Source organism: Enterobacter hormaechei subsp. hoffmannii (assembly GCF_001729745.1).
Taxonomy (GTDB): Bacteria; Pseudomonadota; Gammaproteobacteria; order Enterobacterales; family Enterobacteriaceae; genus Enterobacter; species Enterobacter intestinihominis.
In genome coordinates this window covers 1,177,958-1,197,033 of record NZ_CP017186.1, presented here as the reverse complement: position 1 = coordinate 1,197,033, position 19,076 = coordinate 1,177,958, and the positions used below count along the sequence as shown (strand labels likewise).

At 60.2% G+C, this 19,076-nt stretch carries 15 protein-coding genes; 5 read left to right on the top strand and 10 right to left on the bottom strand.

Annotated features, from left to right (window positions below; all coding sequences use genetic code 11):
* Positions 1–28: 28 nt before the first annotated feature.
* Genes entF through fes form a run of 3 tightly spaced genes read right to left on the bottom strand, consistent with a single transcriptional unit; the run spans position 29 to position 5,305 of the window.
* Entirely contained in the window at positions 29–3,886 is a 3,858-nt protein-coding gene (gene entF / locus BFV65_RS05545; protein ID WP_069596335.1) for an enterobactin non-ribosomal peptide synthetase EntF, read from the bottom strand.
* Positions 3,883–4,095: an MbtH family protein gene (locus BFV65_RS05540; protein WP_032624700.1), complete on the bottom strand. Its 213-nt coding sequence runs from the start codon at positions 4,093–4,095 to the stop codon at positions 3,883–3,885. The genes entF and BFV65_RS05540 overlap by 4 nt, the downstream gene beginning before the upstream one ends.
* A gap of 10 nt (positions 4,096–4,105) precedes the next feature.
* On the bottom strand, positions 4,106–5,305 hold the full coding sequence (fes, locus tag BFV65_RS05535; protein WP_046618945.1) for an enterochelin esterase: 1,200 nt from the start codon (positions 5,303–5,305) through the stop codon (positions 4,106–4,108).
* 146 nt (positions 5,306–5,451) lie between these two features.
* Between fes and BFV65_RS05530 the strand changes: the two genes are divergently transcribed.
* Entirely contained in the window at positions 5,452–7,692 is a 2,241-nt protein-coding gene (locus BFV65_RS05530) for a TonB-dependent siderophore receptor (protein ID WP_023299551.1), read from the top strand.
* 519 nt (positions 7,693–8,211) lie between these two features.
* Positions 8,212–8,901, top strand: coding sequence for an enterobactin synthase subunit EntD (entD, locus tag BFV65_RS05525; RefSeq protein WP_069596334.1), 690 nt, complete (start codon positions 8,212–8,214; stop codon positions 8,899–8,901).
* On the opposite strand, the gene BFV65_RS05520 is transcribed toward entD, so the two are convergent.
* The 7 genes from BFV65_RS05520 to betT form a co-directional block, all read right to left on the bottom strand.
* On the bottom strand, positions 8,837–9,676 hold the full coding sequence (locus tag BFV65_RS05520) for a metal ABC transporter permease (protein WP_022647370.1): 840 nt from the start codon (positions 9,674–9,676) through the stop codon (positions 8,837–8,839). The genes entD and BFV65_RS05520 overlap by 65 nt on opposite strands.
* A complete protein-coding gene (gene sitC / locus BFV65_RS05515; RefSeq protein ID WP_022647369.1) occupies positions 9,673–10,521 on the bottom strand; it encodes an iron/manganese ABC transporter permease subunit SitC in 849 nt (282 codons plus the stop codon). Before sitC ends, BFV65_RS05520 begins: the two co-directional genes overlap by 4 nt.
* Positions 10,518–11,324 (bottom strand): iron/manganese ABC transporter ATP-binding protein SitB, encoded by an 807-nt coding sequence (gene sitB / locus BFV65_RS05510; protein ID WP_023299548.1) that lies wholly within the window; start codon positions 11,322–11,324, stop codon positions 10,518–10,520. The genes sitC and sitB overlap by 4 nt, the downstream gene beginning before the upstream one ends.
* 2 nt (positions 11,325–11,326) lie before the next feature.
* The gene (locus BFV65_RS05505; RefSeq protein WP_069596333.1) at positions 11,327–12,238 is read right to left on the bottom strand and encodes a metal ABC transporter substrate-binding protein; all 912 of its coding nucleotides are present in this window, start codon (positions 12,236–12,238) and stop codon (positions 11,327–11,329) included.
* 211 nt (positions 12,239–12,449) lie between these two features.
* The gene (gene nadS, locus BFV65_RS05500; protein ID WP_003858821.1) at positions 12,450–12,734 is read right to left on the bottom strand and encodes a NadS family protein; all 285 of its coding nucleotides are present in this window, start codon (positions 12,732–12,734) and stop codon (positions 12,450–12,452) included.
* Between the two features lie 2 nt (positions 12,735–12,736).
* The gene (locus tag BFV65_RS05495; protein ID WP_063201267.1) at positions 12,737–12,991 is read right to left on the bottom strand and encodes a hypothetical protein; all 255 of its coding nucleotides are present in this window, start codon (positions 12,989–12,991) and stop codon (positions 12,737–12,739) included.
* Positions 12,992–13,129: 138 nt separating this feature from the next.
* The gene (betT, locus tag BFV65_RS05490) at positions 13,130–15,163 is read right to left on the bottom strand and encodes a choline BCCT transporter BetT (protein ID WP_023305649.1); all 2,034 of its coding nucleotides are present in this window, start codon (positions 15,161–15,163) and stop codon (positions 13,130–13,132) included.
* Between the two features lie 128 nt (positions 15,164–15,291).
* Between betT and betI the strand changes: the two genes are divergently transcribed.
* The 3 genes from betI to betA are packed head-to-tail and all read left to right on the top strand — an operon-like array spanning position 15,292 to position 19,043.
* Positions 15,292–15,879, top strand: a complete 588-nt coding sequence (gene betI / locus BFV65_RS05485; RefSeq protein WP_063147216.1) for a transcriptional regulator BetI — start codon at positions 15,292–15,294, stop codon at positions 15,877–15,879.
* Positions 15,880–15,892: 13 nt separating this feature from the next.
* Positions 15,893–17,365 carry a betaine-aldehyde dehydrogenase gene (gene betB / locus BFV65_RS05480; protein WP_069596332.1) on the top strand — a complete coding sequence of 491 codons (1,473 nt, stop codon included), beginning with the start codon at positions 15,893–15,895 and terminating at the stop codon, positions 17,363–17,365.
* A 13-nt stretch (positions 17,366–17,378) separates the two neighbouring features.
* Positions 17,379–19,043, top strand: a complete 1,665-nt coding sequence (gene betA / locus BFV65_RS05475; RefSeq protein ID WP_017694353.1) for a choline dehydrogenase — start codon at positions 17,379–17,381, stop codon at positions 19,041–19,043.
* The last annotated feature ends 33 nt before the right edge of the window (positions 19,044–19,076 follow it).

The following is a 19,076-nucleotide window of genomic DNA, read 5'->3' as shown; positions in this document are numbered from 1 at the left end:
GAGAGGGTTAGGGTGAGGGGCATTTGCACTATCCTAAAATTTCCTTCAGTACCGGCCCAATCTTTTCAAACGCCTGCGGTGAAATAATATCCACGTGGGCGCAGTCCTGGCTGTACACCTCCAGCGCACTCACCCACGGCGCCCATGCGGCCTGCGGCTCCATGGTTCGCGTGCGTTCGGCGACAAACAGCGTCGCTTTACCGTCGAACCGTGAACTATGCGCGGTGGTGAGCAGCCGCACCGCATCGGCGTAGTTGCCTTCAATAGCGTTAAACAGCTCGCTGGAACCTTGCCCCTGCTGGGCGGCGATAAACGCCTGACGCTCGCGCTCAATTTCCGCCAGCACCTCCGGATCGAGGCCATTAGCCTCTTTCTCCGCCCAGTTCTGGGTTTCCGGCGGCCAGGTATCCAGCAGGCCGAGGAACGCCACCGCTTCACCCTGCTCGCGCAGACGCGCCGCAATGCCCTGCGCCAGCGTGCCGCCGAGGGAATAGCCGAACAGATAATACGGCCCCTGCGGCTGCTGCTTACGCAACGTGTTCAGATGATGTTCGATCACCGCATCGAGATCCGCACACTGCTCCATCGGCCCCTCAGGCCGGGGAGACTGAATACCGACGATTGACCAGCGCGGGCTGAGGTAGCGCGCCAGGACGCTAAACTGCCAGGCAAAGCCGGATGCCGGATGGAAGCAGAACAGCGTCGGGCCGTTGCTTTCACGCAGCGGGAGAACAGTTTCATACCCCAGACGCTGCGCCTGCTCGTCGCTCATCTGCGAGTCCAGCAGGCCGCTAAGCTTACTCACCGTCGAGGCGACCATAATCTGGCCCGGCGTGACCTTACGGCTGAACGCACGGCTGAGCTGAGCCGCGAGGCGCATCGCCAGCAGCGAGTGGCCGCCGAGGGCAAAGAAATCGGCTTCGATATCGTTCACTGCGCAGCCCAGCAGGGCAGAAAACGCCTGCGCCACGGCGACTTCGGTTTGTGTCTCAGGCGCGCGACCAGAGGTTTTGCTGGTCAGCTCCGGCAGCGGCAACGCCTTGCGATCCAGCTTGCCGTTGGCGCTTAACGGCAGCGCGCTGATTTGCAGCAGCACCACCGGCACCATATGTGGCGGCAGCTGGGCTTTGAGTGATGCTAGCAGCGCGTCGCGATCCAGCGGTAAGCCGGATTCGGAGACAACGTACCCCACCAGCTGGCGGGCATCGCCACCCGTGGCAGTTGCCAGGTTGAACACGCAGGCGTGCGCCACGGCCTGGGCCACATCCGGCAGCGCAAGCATGGCCCGGTCGATTTCGCCCAGCTCAATGCGCTGACCGCGAATTTTTAACTGGTCATCGCTGCGGCCCAGATATTCTACCGCGCCGTTGTCCAGCCAGCGAGCAACGTCCCCGGTGCGGTACATCCGCTCGCCGGGGGCAAACGGATCGGCGATAAAGCGGCTGGCGGTAAGGTCGGGGCGTCCCAGATACCCCTGCGCCAGCTGGATGCCGGTGAGATACAGATCCCCCGCCACGCCGAACGGCACCGGGCGCATCATCGCGTCCAGAATGCGCAGCCCCGTATTCCACACCGGGAAGCCGATCGGCACGCTGTTCCCTTCCACCGCCGCCAGCTCGGGGCCGTACGCCGGATACCAGCTGACGTCCACCGCCGCTTCGGTCGGGCCATAGAGGTTGTGCAGCGGCGCATGGGTGAGCTGTTCCCACTCGCGGCACAGCGCAGTCGGCAACGCCTCGCCGCTACAGAACACCTGCTTCAGCGTCCTGCAACAGTCGACGTTTTCCGGCGTCAGCGAGGCGACGAACGCCGCCAGCATCGACGGCACGAAGTGGGTGGTGGTTACGCCATATTGTGCGAAGAAGCCCTGCATCGCCTGCGGATCGCGGTGCGCGTCCGGCTCGGCCATCACCAGCTTCGCCCCGGCGATAAACGGCCACCAGAACTCCCACACCGACACGTCAAAGCTGCACGGCGTTTTCTGCGCCACCACGTCATGCGCCGCCAGTGGATAATGATCCTGCATCCACTTCAGGCGGTTAACGATGGCGGTATGGCCGACCATCACGCCTTTTGGTCGTCCCGTCGAACCGGAGGTAAAGATGATGTACGCGGTCTGCTCCGGCTTCGCCAGGCGCAGAGGTTCAGCATCGGTGGCCGGTAATAGTGTGTTGTAACTAAAGGTGGCGATCGGCAGATCGTTAAAGCGCGGAAGCTGCTCGTCGGTGGTAATGAGCAGCGACGGCTTCGCGTCCTCCAGCATCATCCGCAGACGATCGTCCGGGTAACCGGTATCCAGCGGCAGCCAGGCGGCGCCAGCTTCAACAATCCCGTGCAGCGCCAGGGTCAGGAACACCGAGCGCGGGAGCGCCACCGCCACGCTGTCGCCCGGCTTCACGCCGCGCGCGCGCAGCAGATTTGCCAGCGCGACCACCTGCTCGCGCATCTGGCGGTAGTTCAGCTCAGTATGGGCATCCGCCAGCGCCGGGGCGTCCGGCGTTTTGCTCGCCTGCTCCGCGACAAGGTCCGCCAGCGTGCTGGACGGCAGCGCCAGCCCGGTATCGTTGATTCGCGCCAGCCGCGCGTATTCCTGCTCTGATACGGTTTCCACGTCGCCACAGCGCAGGTCCGGGTTGGCGGCAAACTGCGTCAGCATTGCGTTCAGCCGCGCCGCGTGCCCCTTCAGCGTCGCCTCGTCGTAACGCTGCCTGTTGGCGAGGATCTCAATGCTTAGTCCGCCCTGCTCGTCCGGGAACAGCGCCAGCTCCAGATCGTTCACCGGGCCGGTCGCCAGCGTGTGGGTAATGGCCTCCACGCCGTCGATATCCAGTTGATAATCGAACACCTTGACGTTCAGCACCGGACCAAACAAGGGTTCGTCCCCTGCTGCCTGCCCGCTGTCGCGCACGATCTGCTCGGCGTCGTAGCGCTGATGGCGGCGCATCTTTTTCAGCTGGTTCGCCAGGCGCAGCGCCAGCGCCGACAGGCTCTCGTGCGGGCGAATATTCACCGCCAGCGGCAGGACGTTGAGCACCGGTCCGGTCGCGGTCAGCGCGGCGGAGCCCATGCGGCGCATAAAGATAAACCCGGCGGCGTAGTCCAGCCGTCCGGTCAGGCGGCCCAGCCACAGCGCCACCAGCGCAAGCGCCAGATCGGTTCGCTGCGTTTGTCCGGCCGCCTGTGCAAGCTGGCTGAACGCACGGCCGTCCATCGCCATTTTCAGGCGCAGGATGTCGGTGGTGGCGGCGCGTCCCGGCAGGGGTGCGGAAGAGAGCGAGACCGGAGAAGGAAGCTGTTGGCGCTGTTCGGCCCAGAAAGCACCGTCGCGCTGATACGCCTCGCTGTCGCGATAGCGCTGATACTCCTCCACCACCTCGGCGAACGGAGTAAACGGGGAGGCGGGCGCAGGTTCACCTTTCTGCCACGCAGCGTAAATGGCGGCGATTTGACGGGTAATGGCCGGGAAACTGAAGCCATCTACCACCAGATGATGATACCGCTGATACCAGTACCAGTGGTTTTCTCCCACCTGAATCAGCTGGTGAAACGCCAGCGGCTGACCGCTGTCGACGCGCAGGTTCTGGTTGAGATCGGCCTCCATCAGCGCCACGGCGGCGTCGTGGGAGTTAACGCGCACAATGGACGGCTCCGGCAGGATCATGGCCTCATCGACCCACTGCCACACCTCGCCGTTATCCTCAGCGAAACGCATCCGCAGGGTGTCGGCCTGCATCATGCCTTCAGCGATGGCTTTTGCCAGCAACGGCGCGTCGATAGCGCCTTTCAGTTCGGTGTAGTGCGCCACGCTCCAGGCGTTTGGCAGGGAGGAAAGCTGCTCTGCCATCCAGATCCCCGGCTGGGCGGCGACAAGAGGGAGACGGTTCATGCGCGCTCCCCCGCAAAATAAGACGGCTCAAGCGTCTGCCACTGTTCCGCCAGCCATTGCTGGCACGCCTCCTGAGATTGCGGTTCGCACACCACGCGCCAGCCCGCGGGCAACTCGCACTCCTGCGGCCACAGGCTGTACTGCCCCTGGTCATTTTGCAAAATGGCGAACTGTCCCTGCGGATTATCGAAAGGATTGCTGAATTCCATACAGACTCCGTTATTGAATAAGCGGCTGCCAGAGGGTCATCAGCCCCTGTGTCAGCCCACCGCGCCAGCAAAGCGCATCGTGTCCGCCGTCAACCTGACGCCAGAAAACCGGTTGCTGAGTGTGTAGTTCGGCGAGGATCGCCTGGTTTGCGCGTAAGATAAGCGGCTCGTTGCGCCCGGCCTCAAGGACGATGCGCAGCCCGCGAGCGGTTTTTTCACCCGCTTTGAGTTGTTCAATGAGCAGCCCGTCCTGCTGCGCGCCGCGGTGCGGCCACCAGTAGGATCCGGACTGGCTGAGGATGCAGCCAAAACGCTGCGGCCAGTTGAGGCCCGCATAGAGGGAAGAGAGCCCGCCGAAGCTTTGGCCCGCCACCACGGTATGGTCGGCGCGGTCGCTGAACGGGGCCATGCTTTTCACCTGCAGGAGGAGTTCGTCCTGCACCGCCAGCCAGAAATCAGGGTTGCACGGCAGCTCGCGGCTGCGGTGTGCGGTGTCAATGACGTCGATTAAGACATAAACCGCAGGCGGCAGTTTGCCTTCATGGGTGAGCGACGCCAGCGCAGGCCAGACGGGCATGCTTTCGGCCCAGAACTGCCCGTCAAGCAGCACCGCCAGCGGGCGCTCGGGGCTTTCATCCCCGGTGGTAAAAATCCACACGCGGCGATGGTTCTTCAGACGCGCGCTGTGCCACTCAATGCAGACAGGCTTTTTATAGGGCGTATCGGGATGATTCCAGCCGGGCTGTACGGGCGCCTCCGGCATCTCCAGCGCCGAGACGGCGTGCCCGCGCCCGCCGCGCCAGCTCTGCGCATTCAGCGGATCGGAAACCGCGTGCGGCAGCAGTTTGCGCCAGCCTTCGCGCAGCGCCATGCGGTCCGGCTGCTCGCCTTCAAACACTGCGCTGGCAAAATCATCTTCATTGTCGGAGGGGATAAAACAGTAGCTGCCGCGCCATTCGGGGCTGAACTCGCCCTGCCACTGCCAGACGTCGGTATCCGGGATACGTTCAAGGGACTGCGGACGGGCATTTTGATGGTGATCGGTCACGCCGGTGACGTAGAGCCAGACGCGTTTAATCGTCGACGTTTTCTGCGTTCCCGCCGGGTCCCGCCACCAGAATGTCACGCGATAGTTTTCCTGATGACGTTCCCGTTCCGGCCCGTTTTTCGCCTGCCACCACGCTTCACTTCCGGTTGTTAACGCCGTCACCCTTATAACCCCATGTTTAACAGTCTTTTTTGTTTCAGAGCAAATTTTATTGATAATATTATTGATAACTATTTGCATTTGCAATAGCGTAATGCCCGCGCTGTGGGAAGCGCGCTCATTAAATAACCATAAAAGCGGGACGTACAATGAATAAGAAGATTCACTCTCTGGCCTTGCTGGTCAATTTAGGGATTTATGGTGTCGCGCTGCCCGCCATGGCAGACGACAACACCGCCTCCGCGCAGCACGAAGACACCATGGTGATCACCGCCGCCGAGCAGAATTTGCAGGCGCCGGGCGTGTCGACCATCACCGCCGACGAGATCCGCAAAAACCCGCCCGCGCGCGACGTGGCGGAAATCATCCGCACCATGCCGGGCGTTAACCTGACCGGCAACTCCACCAGCGGCCAGCGCGGGAACAACCGTCAGATTGACATTCGCGGCATGGGCCCGGAAAACACCCTGATCCTGATCGACGGCAAGCCGGTCACCAGCCGCAACTCCATCCGTCTGGGCTGGCGCGGCGAGCGTGACACCCGCGGCGATACCGGCTGGGTACCGCCGGAGATGATCGAGCGCATCGAAGTGATCCGTGGCCCGGCCGCTGCACGCTACGGTAACGGCGCGGCGGGCGGCGTGGTGAACATCATCACCAAAAAATTCGACGACCAGTGGCACGGCTCCTGGAACACCTACCTGAACGCGCCAGAACATAAGGACGAAGGTTCGACTAAACGCACCAACTTCAGCCTGAGCGGCCCGCTGGGCGGCGACTTCAGCTTCCGCATGTTCGGTAACCTGGACAAAACCCAGGCCGATGCGTGGGACATCAACCAGGGTCACCAGTCTGAACGTACCGGTGCCTACGCCAACACCCTGCCCGCAGGCCGTGAAGGTGTGGAAAACAAAGACATCAACGGCGTGGTGCGCTGGGACTTCGCACCGATGCAGTCGCTGGAGTTTGAAGCGGGCTACAGCCGCCAGAACAACCTGTATGCGGGCGATACGCAGAACACCAACAACGACAACGCGCTGGTGAAGAAGAACTACGGTAAAGAGACAAACCGCATTTATCGTCAGAACTTCGCCGTGACCTGGAACGGCGGCTGGGATAACGGCATTACCACCAGCAACTGGGCGCAGTACGAGCACACCCGCAACTCCCGTCTGGGTGAAGGACTGGCGGGCGGTACTGAAGGTCTGTTCAACAGCAATAAATTCACCGACACCGATCTGTCCGACGTGATGCTGCACAGCGAAATCAACCTGCCGATTGATTTCATTGTGAACCAGAACCTGACGCTCGGCACCGAGTGGAACCAGCAGCGCATGAAGGACTCGACCTCCTTCACGCAAACCCAGCAGGGCGGCACCATCCCGGGCATGAGCGAAGACCGTAGCCCCTACACGTCAGCGGAGATCTTCTCCCTGTTCGCCGAAAACAACATGGAGCTGACCGACAGCACCATGCTGACCCCTGCCCTGCGCTTCGACCACCACACTATTGTCGGCAATAACTGGAGCCCGTCCCTGAACCTGTCGCAGGGTCTGGGGGATGACTTCACCCTGAAGATGGGCATCGCGCGCGCCTATAAAGCGCCAAGCCTGTATCAGACCAACCCGAACTACCTGCTGTACAGTAAAGGCCAGGGCTGCTACGCCAGTTCCGACGGCGTGGGCTGCTACATGATGGGTAACGACGATCTGAAAGCGGAAACCAGCATCAACAAAGAGATTGGCCTGGAGTGGAAACGCGACGGCTGGCTGGCGGGCGTGACCTGGTTCCGCAACGACTACCGCAACAAGATTGAAGCGGGCTATGCGCCGATTGGCCAGACGTCCACCGGCAAAGTCACCACCGATATCTACCAGTGGGAAAACGTACCGAAGGCGGTAGTGGAAGGTCTGGAAGGCTCCCTGAACGTGCCGGTCAGCGACACCATCAACTGGACCAACAACATCACCTACATGCTGCAAAGCAAGAACAAGGAGACCGGCGATCGTCTGTCGATCATCCCGGAGTATACGCTGAACTCTACCCTGAGCTGGCAGGTACGTCAGGATGTCTCATTGCAGTCGACCTTCACCTGGTACGGCAAGCAGCAGCCGAAGAAGTACAACTACAAAGGTCAGCCGGTGACCGGGTCTGAGAAAGACGAAGTCAGCCCGTACAGCATCGTTGGCCTGAGCGCGACCTGGGACGTGACCAAAAACGTCAGCCTGACCGGCGGCGTGGACAACGTCTTCGACAAGCGCCAGTGGCGCGCCGGTAACGCCCAGACCACGGGTAATACCACGACGGGTGCGTATATGTACGGTGCGGGTGCGTATACGTATAATGAGCCGGGTCGCACCTGGTACATGAGCGTGAATACGAGGTTCTGATACAGGCAGTGACTTCCCCCTCTCCCTGTGGGCTGAGGGATCCCCAGTAATTTTTTTATGCAGAAGCAATAAAGTTGCTTTCTAAATGACTGAGGGCTGTCAGCGATGCCCTGGTCCGGCTGTAAATCGCTGAGGCGTTTGCCTTCCGGCCGGGGCGAGGCGCAGGGATGCGCCGAGAGGGCGGCTTTACAGGGACGTTGCCTCCCCCCGTACCCGATAAGCCGGAAGGAATAAGCCGAGGGCACCGCGAAGCGGCGATTTACCGCCGGGAGCCCGGGTCGCCAGGGTGGTGGCGACTGAGCCACCCTGGCACGTTCACCGGTCATGTCGTTACAGAGTAGCAAGGAACATAAAGTGAACGGAATGACCACCACCGCCGTATATTCCCCTCACCCTAACCCTCTCCCCGGAGGGGCGAGGGGATTGCTCAGTGCTCGCATTAATTTGTGGGGAACCCTCAGCCCTATGGGAGAGGGCCGGGGTGAGGGCATCAGGCCGCACAATACTGAAGGGAAAACCATGCACACAACCCACAGCACATTTTCTCTCGCCGGCCACACCCTTCACCGCATCACTTTCGACCCCACCACCTTCACCGACGCCGATCTCCTCTGGCTGCCCCATCACGCACAGCTGGCTGACGCCGGACGCAAGCGCAAATCCGACCACCTGGCAGGCCGCATCGCCGCGGCGCATGCGCTAAACGAGCGCGTAATCCCCGGCATCGGACCCAGCGGCGAACCGCTCTGGCCGCAAGGTATTTCCGGCAGCATCACCCACAGCGGCACGCAGGCGATGGCCGTCGTCACGCATCACCCGGCGCTTATCGGCATCGATTGTGAAACGATCCTTTCCGAAAACGAAGCCAGGGAAATCAAAGACGGCATTATTGATACGCAGGAAGAACCTGTGCTTTCCCGCTCGGGATACCCGTTCGCCCTCGCCCTGACGCTGGCGTTCAGCGCCAAAGAGAGCCTGTTCAAGGCCCTCTTTCCGCAGGTGCAGGCCTGGATGGGTTTTGACAGCGCCCGCATTACCCTGCTCGACGACAGGACGCTTACGCTGGCATTGACCCGTCAACTTGCAGGCTTTGAGGAAGGCACTGCCTTCACCCTTCACTGGCAGCAGCACGGCGAACAGGTCATCACCCTGCTGTCACACGCTCCTGCCGACGTGCCTTCACGCTGGTCACCACAAACGTCACGATAAACACCATCGCGAACAGGACCACAATGGTCGGCGCGGGCGCGCTGTCGAGATAAAACGAGGCATACACGCCGCTTACCGACACCAGCGCTGAAACGGCGACCGCCACCAGCAGCGCCATGTGAAAGCGTCGGGTAATCAGCACCGCCACCGCGCCGGGGGCAATCAGCAGCGAAATCGACAGAATTATACCCACCGCTTTCAGCGTCGCCACGATGGTCAGCGAAACCATGCACAGTAAGCCGTAGTGCAGCCAGCGGGTGCGCAGGCCGCTCGCCTGCGCCTGCTGATAGTCAAAGCAGAACAGCAGAAAATCGCGCCACTTCAGGCCAATCACCAGCGCAATCAACCCCGCGACGAGACCGCTTTGCAAAATGTCCATCCCGTTAATGCCCAGCATATCGCCGAACAGAATGTGGTCGAGATGCACCTCAGGTTTGACGGCGATATAGAGGATCAGCCCGGCGCCGAACATGCCGGAAAAGACGATCCCCATAACCGTATCTTGCTTGATTCGGCTGTTATCCTTCAGGTATCCGGTGGCGACCGCGCAGAACAGACCAGCCACGAATGCGCCCAGCGCCAGCGGCAGGCCCATCATCCAGGCCAGCACGACGCCGGGAAACACCGCGTGGCTCATGGCGTCGCCCATCAGCGCCCAGCCTTTCAGCACCAGAAAAACCGACAGCAGCGCGCAGGGCACGGCCACCAGGAGTGAAATCAGCAGCGCGTTGTTCATAAACGCAAACTGGAACGGTTCGAGGATCAGCGTCATCATGGATGTGCCTCCCGCGCCCGACGGCGGCTGGCAAGCAGCCCGTGCTTCGGCGCAAAGACGAACGCCAGCAGGAACAGCAGCGTCTGGGCGACCACGATAATGCCGCCGGTGGCGCCGTCCAGGTAATAGCTGGCCCACGCACCGAGGAAGCTGGTGATGCTGCCAATGGCGACGGCAATCATCAACAGGCGCGGGAAGCGATCGGTCAGCAGCCAGGCGGTCGCACCGGGCGTAACCACCAGACAGATCACCAGAAATGCGCCGACGGTTTGCAGCGCCGCCACGGTAGAGACCGCCAGTAGCGTGAAGAAGAGAATTTTCAGGCGTTCAGGACGCAGACCGATGGCGCGGGCGTGGTTCTCATCAAAAAAGGTCACCATCAGATCTTTCCATTTGAACAGCAGGATAACTATCGACACCACGCCGATAATCGCCAGCTGGACGATATCTTCCGGGGCGATGGCGAGAATATTGCCGAGGACGATGGTCTGAATGTTCACCGAGGTCGGGTTGAGTGAGACCATAAACAGCCCCAGCCCGAAAAACGAGGAGAAGATCAGCCCGATAATGGCGTCCTCCTTCAGGCGGCTGCGCTGGTTGAGAAACAGCATGCTGCCCGCCGCCAGCCCGCCCGATAAAAACGCCCCCAGCGAGAACGGCAGTCCGAGCATGTAAGCGCCCGCTACGCCCGGCACGATGGAGTGCGACAGCGCATCGCCGATCAGCGACCAGCCTTTGAGCATCAGATAGCAGGAGAGAAACGCGCACAGCCCGCCCACCATCGCCGAGACCCACATCGCGTTGAGCATGTACTCGTAGCCGAAGGGTTCGAGAAGCGCGTTCATTTGGCCTCCTGTCGGTGCGTGACGAAGGGGCGTTCGTCGTCGGTAATAATGCGATCTTCCGAGCCGCTGAGCACCACGTGGCGCAGCACGCCGCTGAAGGCGCGCTCAAGATTCTCAGCGGTAAAGGTGATATCCGTCGGGCCGCTCGCCAGCACGGTGCCTTTGACCATCACCGTGTAATCGCAGAATTCCGTGACCGAGCCCAGATTGTGGGTCGAGACCAGCATCGTTTTACCCTCGTCGCGCAGCTCCCGCAGCAGGCTGATGATCCTGGCTTCGGTTTTGACGTCCACGCCGGTAAACGGCTCGTCGAGCAGGATCACCTCGCCCTGCTGGGCAATCGCCCGCGCCAGAAACACGCGCTTCTTTTGGCCGCCGGAGAGCTCGCCAATCTGCCGATGACGCAGCTCAAGCATATCCACGCGCTTCAGGGCGTCGGTTACAATCTGCCTGTCGCGCTCTTTAGGCCGACGCAGAAACCCCATATGCCCGTAGCGGCCCATCATCACCACGTCCTCGACCAGCACCGGAAATGACCAGTCGACCTCTTCCGACTGCGGCACGTAGGCGACCAGGTTCAGGCGCAGCGCCCGGTGAGGCGGAAGCCCGAGAATGGAGATAGTGCCGCTCGCCGCCCGCACAAAGCCCATCACCGCCTTAAACAGCGTGGACTTGCCGGAACCGTTCACCCCCACCAGGGCGGCAATCGATCCGCCCGGCACGCTGAACGACGCGTCGCGCAGCGCCGTGTGGCCGTTGCGGTAGGTCACGGTCACGTCGGTTACAACAATCCCCTTCTGCATGGTTACTCCTTCATCCCGTCGCGGATGCCCTGCACCAGCGTGCGGGTGGTGACGTTCAGCAGATCGATATAGGTCGGCACCGGGCCGTTTTCTGCACTCAGGGAGTCAACGTACAGCACGCCGCCGTAATGGGCGCCGGTTTCCCGCGCCACCTGACGAGCGGGCTTATCCGAGACGGTGCTTTCGCTGAACACCGCCGGAATGTGATGTTTTTTCACCAGATCGATAACCTTGCGCACCTGCTGCGGCGTGCCCTGCTGATCGGCGTTTATCGGCCACAGGTACAGCTCTTTCAGGCCCAAATCCCACGCCAGATAGGAGAACGCCCCTTCGCTGGTCACCATCCAGCGTTTGTCTACCGGGATCGCCGTGACCTGCTTGCGCAGCGGTTCGAGAGTGGCGGTGATCTTCTGCTTGTAGGCGTCGGCGTTACGCTGATAGGTCTGCGCGTTGGCCGGATCGTACTTCACCAGCGCGTCGCGGATGTTATCGACGTAAATCAGGGCGTTGTCCGGCGACATCCACGCGTGCGGGTTGGGCTTGCCGTTATAGGGCCCTTCGCTGATGCCCATCGGGGTGATGCCTTTGGTAACAATCACCTCCGGCACGCCGTTCAGATGCTGATAAAAGCGCTGGAACCACAGCTCCAGATTCATGCCGTTCGCCAGGATCAGCTGCGCCTTCTGCGCGCGTTTGATATCGCCCGGGGTGGGCTGGTATTCGTGAATTTCCGCGCCCGGTTTGGTGATGGAGGTGACCTCTGCGGCATCCCCCGCTACGTTTTTCGCCATATCAGCGATAACGGTAAAAGTGGTGATGACCTGGAACTTTTCAGCCGCCAGCGCGCCGGTTGTGGTCGCGGTCATAAGCAGCGCGCCGAGCAACAGACGCTTCAATCCTTGCCGTGGATGCATCGCAGAAGTCTCCTGAGGTGATTAAATTAAAAGCAAAATTAGCCCGTGCTATAAGGTATAGCACAGGCTATATTTAAATGAAAATAGTTATCATTAAAGTTATGTCAACGGAGGGAGAGCCTGATGGCGCTTCGCTTATCAGGCCTACGGTAAAGCAGTTTTGGAGTTTTGTAGGCCGGGTAAGCGCAGCGCCACCCGGCATAAGGGCGACTCACTGCCCGGCAAGTGCCTTATAAAATGCAGGATTCTCCCGAATCACATTAAGTACCTTCGCCGCCAGCCCGGTTGGGTTGCGACGTTTAGACTCCCAGCTCTTTATCGTATCGACGCTCGTGCCAAGCGCCTTCGCCATTTCGCTTTGCGTGATATTGAGCTGCTCTCTGATGGCGCGCACATCAGCAACTTCATAGCGGGTTACCCGGGAAGCGGCTTTTCTTCCGTTATGGATCTCAACGGCCTCTTCAAGCGAAGATTTTAATTCATTAAAAATACTCATTATCAGCCTCCACCTGCCTGATTAGGGTACATAGTACACCTCAAATTTACGGCACTGGAAGCAGTATTTTTCAGAATGGAAGTCAGCTTTTTAAGTTCTGCTTTCTCTGTCTCTGTCAGGCTGTCCTTTATGCATTTTGGATAGGCCATAATGAAATAGATCACCTCTTGCAGATCCTTTAATTCATCATCCGTAGCAATGCTTTTAATCTGTCGGGTAAAGAGTGATGTTTCGATAAACTCTATCGCATGACTCATCCATAGTTCCTTCCCTAAACGCAGCAAAAGCCCGAATGCTTCAGCATCAGGCTCTTGCTGCATGGTTACTCTTCCTTGAGTAATGCTGCGCCAAATAACTGTATTTATATACAGTATGAAGGTATTTTAAGAATCCGTTTAGACATCCGGGAACATCACGCTATTCCCCGGCGCTTCCCTGTGGAGATGGATAAAGTTCAGGTGCCGTTCATACTGGTCCAGAATATCCGTAATTACCTGCTCCTTGCTGTAATCCATCAAATCATTCCCCTGGCTCCCTTCCAGCAGGAAGGTCTCCAGCCGGTAGTAGGTCGATTTCCCGCTGCGCGCCCGGTAGGTGAACCCTGGCACCGAATACTGCTGCGGCCAGATCTGATAAACAAAGTTCTGCTCGTCGCCCATGTGCACCAGCAGATCCAGGTGCCCCAGGGTTTCGCCCTCTTCAGGTGGCAGGTTTTTCAGCTCCACGTAGGCGCCACGCAGCTTCAGCTCCTGCGCCACCTCTTCCATCGCCGGGAAGCAGACCGTCTCCATCATCTGGCTGGTGTAGCGCGTGCCCGGGTAGTTCATCAGGCGTGACAGGCGTTTCTTCCAGCTCAACCTGTCTTGCGCGCCCATCGGCCGCGGGGCGGTGTCGCGGCTGGCGCTGACGCGGCGGTAGTCTTCCACCTTGAGCGATTTATACAACCCGGCCATCACGAAGAAGATCACGAAGCTGAACGGCAGGCCCATGATCACCGTGGTGTTCTGCAGCGCCGAAATGCCGTTGGTCATCAGCATCCCGAGCGTCAGCAGGCCGATGGCGACGGACCAGAAGATGCGCAGCCAGTTCGGCGCATCGCTGTTGATGTCTTTAAGTTTCGAAGTGAAGTTCCCCAGCACCAGCGCGCCGGAGTCCGCCGAGGTGACGTAGAACAACAGGCCGGTAATGGTTGCTACCGAGGCGCTAAAAGTAAACGCCGGGTACTGCGCCAGCAGGCTGTAGAAGCCGCGCTCCGGGTGCACCATCGCTTCCTGCGCGAAGGTCGCATTGCCGTGGATAATTTCGTGCAGCGCGCTGTTGCCGAAAATCGACAGCCACAGCAGGGTGAAGGTGAACGGGATGATCAGCGTGCCCATCACGAACTGACGGATGGTGCGCCCACGCGAAATTCGCGCCAGGAACAGGCCGACAAACGGCGACCAGGCCACCCACCACGCCCAGAAGAAGAGCGTCCAGTTGTTCATCCACTCCACCGGGCGGTCAAAGGCGAAGCTGTTCAGCGTCATGCCCATAAAGCGGTTCACGTAATCACCTACGTTGAGCACTAAGGCGTTGAGCAGGAACGAGGTGTCGCCCATAAACAGCACGAACAGGATCAGCCCCAGCGCCAGCGCGACGTTCAGCTCGGAGAGCACGCGAATACCTTTATCCACGCCGGAGGTCACCGAGATGGTAGCGATGATCACCGACAGCGCAATTAGCGCCGCCTTCGCCGCCATCGAATCCGGGATGTCAAACAGCACGCTCAGCCCGTAGTTAAGCTGCACTACGCCAATCCCGAGCGTGGTGGCGATGCCGAAGATGGTGCCGATCACCGCCGCGATATCGACGCTGTGGCCAATCGGGCCGTTGATCTTTTTCCCGAAAATCGGGTACAGCGCGGAGCGGATGGTTAGGGGCAAATTATAACGATAGCTAAAGTATCCGAGCGCCATGCCCATCAGGGCATACATTGACCAGCCCGTCAGGCCGTAGTGGAACAGCGTCCAGACCATCGCCTGACGCGCGGCCTCCATCGTCTGCCCTGCCCCTTCCGGCGGCTGCATATATTGCGTGACCGGTTCCGCCACGGAGAAGAACATCAGGTCGATGCCAATGCCCGCGGCAAACAGCATCGCGGCCCAACTCAGCAGGCTGAACTCGGGCTTGGACTGCTCCGGCCCAAGCTTCACCGAACCGAAGCGCGAGCAGGCAATGCAGACGACGAACACGATATAGAGCGTCGCCGCCAGAAGGTAGTACCAGCCGAAGGTCTTCGACACCCAGTTCAGGGTGCGCCCAATCCACTCGGCAGAAAAATCACGAAAGAAGATGGTCGTCAGGGAAAACAACAAAATCAGCCCGGCGGACGTATAAAAAACGACCGGGTTGATTTTGTCTTTTTCTCTGTCTTGTGAAAGGTCTGTCATCCAGTATCCCCACTGTTTTTGTAACTATTAAAATCCAAAATCGCAACAATTAAGACACATTTTATATTGAACGTCCAATCAAAAACCGCTTTAATAGATTACCAACGCTGATGAATGGAGTGGCAAAAATGCCCAAAGTGGGGATGCAGCCGATCCGGCGCAGGCAGCTCATCAATGCCACGCTGGAAGCAATTAATGAAGTGGGAATGCATGACGCAACCATCGCGCAAATCGCCCGTCGGGCGGGCGTGTCCACGGGTATCATCAGCCACTATTTCAAAGATAAAAACGGTCTGCTGGAAGCAACCATGCGCGACATCACCGGTCAGTTACGCGATGCGGTATTAAGCCGTTTACGCGCCCTGCCGGACGGTAGTGCAGAGCAGCGTTTGCAGGCGATTGTCGGCGGCAATTTTGATGAAACCCAGGTCAGCGGCGCGGCGATGAAGGCCTGGCTGGCCTTCTGGGCCAGCAGCATGCATCAGCCGATGCTCTATCGTTTGCAGCAGGTCAGCAGCCGCCGGTTGCTCTCAAATCTGGTGTACGAATTCCGCCGCGAACTGCCGCGTGAACAGGCTGAAGAGGCGGGCTACGGGCTCGCCGCACTGATTGACGGGCTGTGGCTGCGCGCCGCGCTCAGCGGCAAACCGCTGGATAAAACCCTGGCCCAGTCGCTTACCAGCCACTTTATCAGCCAGCATTTACCGACCGATTAACCGAGGAGAATTTATGTCCCGAATGGCAGAACAGCAGCTTTATATCAATGGTGGTTACACATCGGCCACCAGCGGTCGCACCTTCGAGACCATCAACCCGGCGAACGGTGAAGTTCTGGTAACCGTGCAGGCCGCCGGGCGCGAAGACGTGGACCGCGCCGTAGAGAGCGCAAAGCGCGGGCAAAAAATCTGGGCGGCGATGACCGCCATGGAGCGCTCGCGCATCCTGCGTCGCGCCGTCGATATCCTGCGCGAGCGCAACGACGAGCTGGCAAAGCTGGAAACCCTCGACACCGGTAAAGCGTTTTCTGAAACCTCGACCGTCGACATCGTCACCGGCGCGGACGTGCTGGAGTACTACGCGGGACTGATCCCGGCACTGGAAGGCAGCCAGATCCCGCTGCGCGAGACCTCCTTCGTCTACACCCGCCGCGAGCCGCTGGGCGTGGTAGCGGGCATCGGCGCGTGGAACTATCCGATCCAGATCGCCCTGTGGAAATCCGCCCCGGCGCTGGCGGCGGGCAACGCGATGATCTTCAAGCCGAGCGAAGTAACGCCGCTTACCGCCCTGAAACTGGCGGAAATCTACACCGAAGCGGGCGTGCCGGACGGCGTGTTTAACGTTCTGCCGGGTGTGGGCGCGGAAACCGGCCAGTACCTGACCGAGCATCCGGGCATCGCCAAAGTCTCCTTTACCGGCGGCGTCGCCAGCGGCAAAAAGGTGATGGCGAACTCGGCGGCCTCGTCCCTGAAAGAGGTGACGATGGAGCTGGGCGGTAAATCCCCGCTGATAGTGTTTGACGATGCGGATCTGGATCTCGCGGCAGATATCGCCATGATGGCCAACTTCTTCAGCTCCGGTCAGGTGTGCACCAACGGCACCCGCGTGTTCGTGCCCGCGAAGTTCAAAGCCGCGTTTGAGCAAAAAATCGTTGAGCGCGTGGGCCGCATCCGCGCGGGCGACCTGTTCGATGAAAACACTAACTTCGGCCCGATGGTCAGCTTCCCGCACCGCGACAGCGTGATGCGCTACATCGCCAAAGGCAAAGAGGAAGGTGCGCGCGTGCTGTGCGGCGGTGACGTGCTGAAGGGTGACGGCTTTGATAACGGCGCGTGGGTTGCCCCGACCGTGTTCACCGACTGCACCGACGAAATGACCATCGTGCGCGAAGAGATCTTCGGCCCGGTGATGTCCATTCTTTCCTATGACACTGACGAAGAGGCCATTCGTCGCGCCAATGACACCGACTACGGTCTGGCGGCGGGCATTGTCACCGCCGATCTGAACCGCGCCCACGGCGCTATTCATCAGCTCGAAGCGGGCATCTGCTGGATCAACACCTGGGGCGAATCCGCCGCGGAGATGCCGGTGGGCGGCTACAAACACTCCGGCATTGGCCGCGAGAACGGCGTCATGACGCTTCAGAGTTACACCCAGGTGAAGTCCATCCAGGTTGAGATGGGTAAATTCCAGTCCATATTTTAACCGGGAGGTTTATTTGCAATTTGACTACATCATTATCGGGGCCGGCTCTGCCGGCAACGTTCTGGCAACACGACTGACTGAAGATCCGAACACCACCGTCCTGCTGCTTGAGGCGGGCGGGCCGGACTACCGCTTTGACTTCCGCACCCAGATGCCTGCCGCGCTGGCCTTCCCGTTGCAGGGCAAGCGCTACAACTGGGCGTATGAAACCGAGCCAGAGCCTTTCATGAACAACCGCCGCATGGAGTGCGGACGCGGAAAAGGGCTGGGCGGCTCGTCGCTGATCAACGGCATGTGCTACGTGCGCGGCAACGCAATGGATCTGGACAACTGGGCGAAAGAACCGGGTCTGGAGCACTGGAGCTATCTCAACTGCCTGCCCTACTACCGCAAGGCAGAGACCCGCGACGTGGGGCCGAACGACTACCACGGCGGCGACGGTCCGGTGAGCGTCACCACCTCTAAGCCGGGCGTGAACCCGCTGTTTGAAGCGATGGTGGAGGCAGGCGTGCAGGCGGGCTACCCGCGCACCGACGATCTCAACGGCTATCAGCAAGAAGGCTTTGGCCCGATGGATCGCACGGTCACGCCGCAGGGCCGACGCGCCAGCACCGCGCGCGGCTATCTGGATCAGGCCAAACCGCGCCCGAATCTGACCATCCGCACCCACGCCATGACCGATCACATTATCTTTGACGGCAAGCGCGCGGTGGGCGTCGAGTGGCTGGAAGGCGAAAGCACCATTCCGTCAAAAGCGACAGCGAAGAAAGAGGTACTGCTGTGCGCGGGCGCTATTGCGTCTCCGCAGATCCTCCAGCGCTCCGGCGTGGGCAACGCTGAACTGCTGAAGCAGTTTGATATCCCGCTGGTACATGATTTACCCGGCGTGGGGGAAAACTTGCAGGATCACCTGGAGATGTACCTTCAGTATGAATGCAAAGAGCCCGTTTCCCTCTACCCTGCCCTGCAGTGGTGGAACCAGCCGAAGATTGGCGCGGAGTGGCTGTTTGGCGGCACAGGCGTGGGCGCGAGCAACCACTTCGAAGCGGGCGGGTTTATCCGCAGCCGCGAGGAGTTCGAGTGGCCGAATATTCAGTATCACTTCCTGCCGGTAGCGATTAACTACAACGGCTCGAACGCGGTGAAAGAACACGGCTTCCAGTGCCACGTCGGCTCCATGCGCTCGCCGAGCCGCGGGCACGTACGGATTAAGTCCCGCGACCCGCATCAGCATCCGGCGATCCTGTTCAACTATATGTCCCACGAGCAGGACTGGCAGGAGTTCCGCGACGCGATCCGCATCACCCGTGAGATCATGCACCAGCCGGCGCTGGACAAATACCGTGGGCGCGAAATCAGCCCGGGCGTCGAATGCCAGACCGACGAACAGCTGGACGAGTTTGTGCGTAACCATGCCGAAACCGCGTTCCATCCGTGCGGCACCTGCAAAATGGGCTATGACGAGATGGCGGTGGTTGACGGTGAAGGCCGCGTTCACGGGCTGGAAGGGTTACGCGTGGTAGATGCGTCGATTATGCCGCAAATTATCACTGGCAACCTGAACGCCACCACCATCATGATTGGTGAGAAGATTGCCGACGCCATTCGCGGGCGCGAGCCGCTGGCGAAGAGCACGGCGGCGTATTATGTGGCGGATGGGGCGCCGGTTCGCCGCTGAGTGCGAACTTCTCCTCTCACCCCGGCCCTCTCC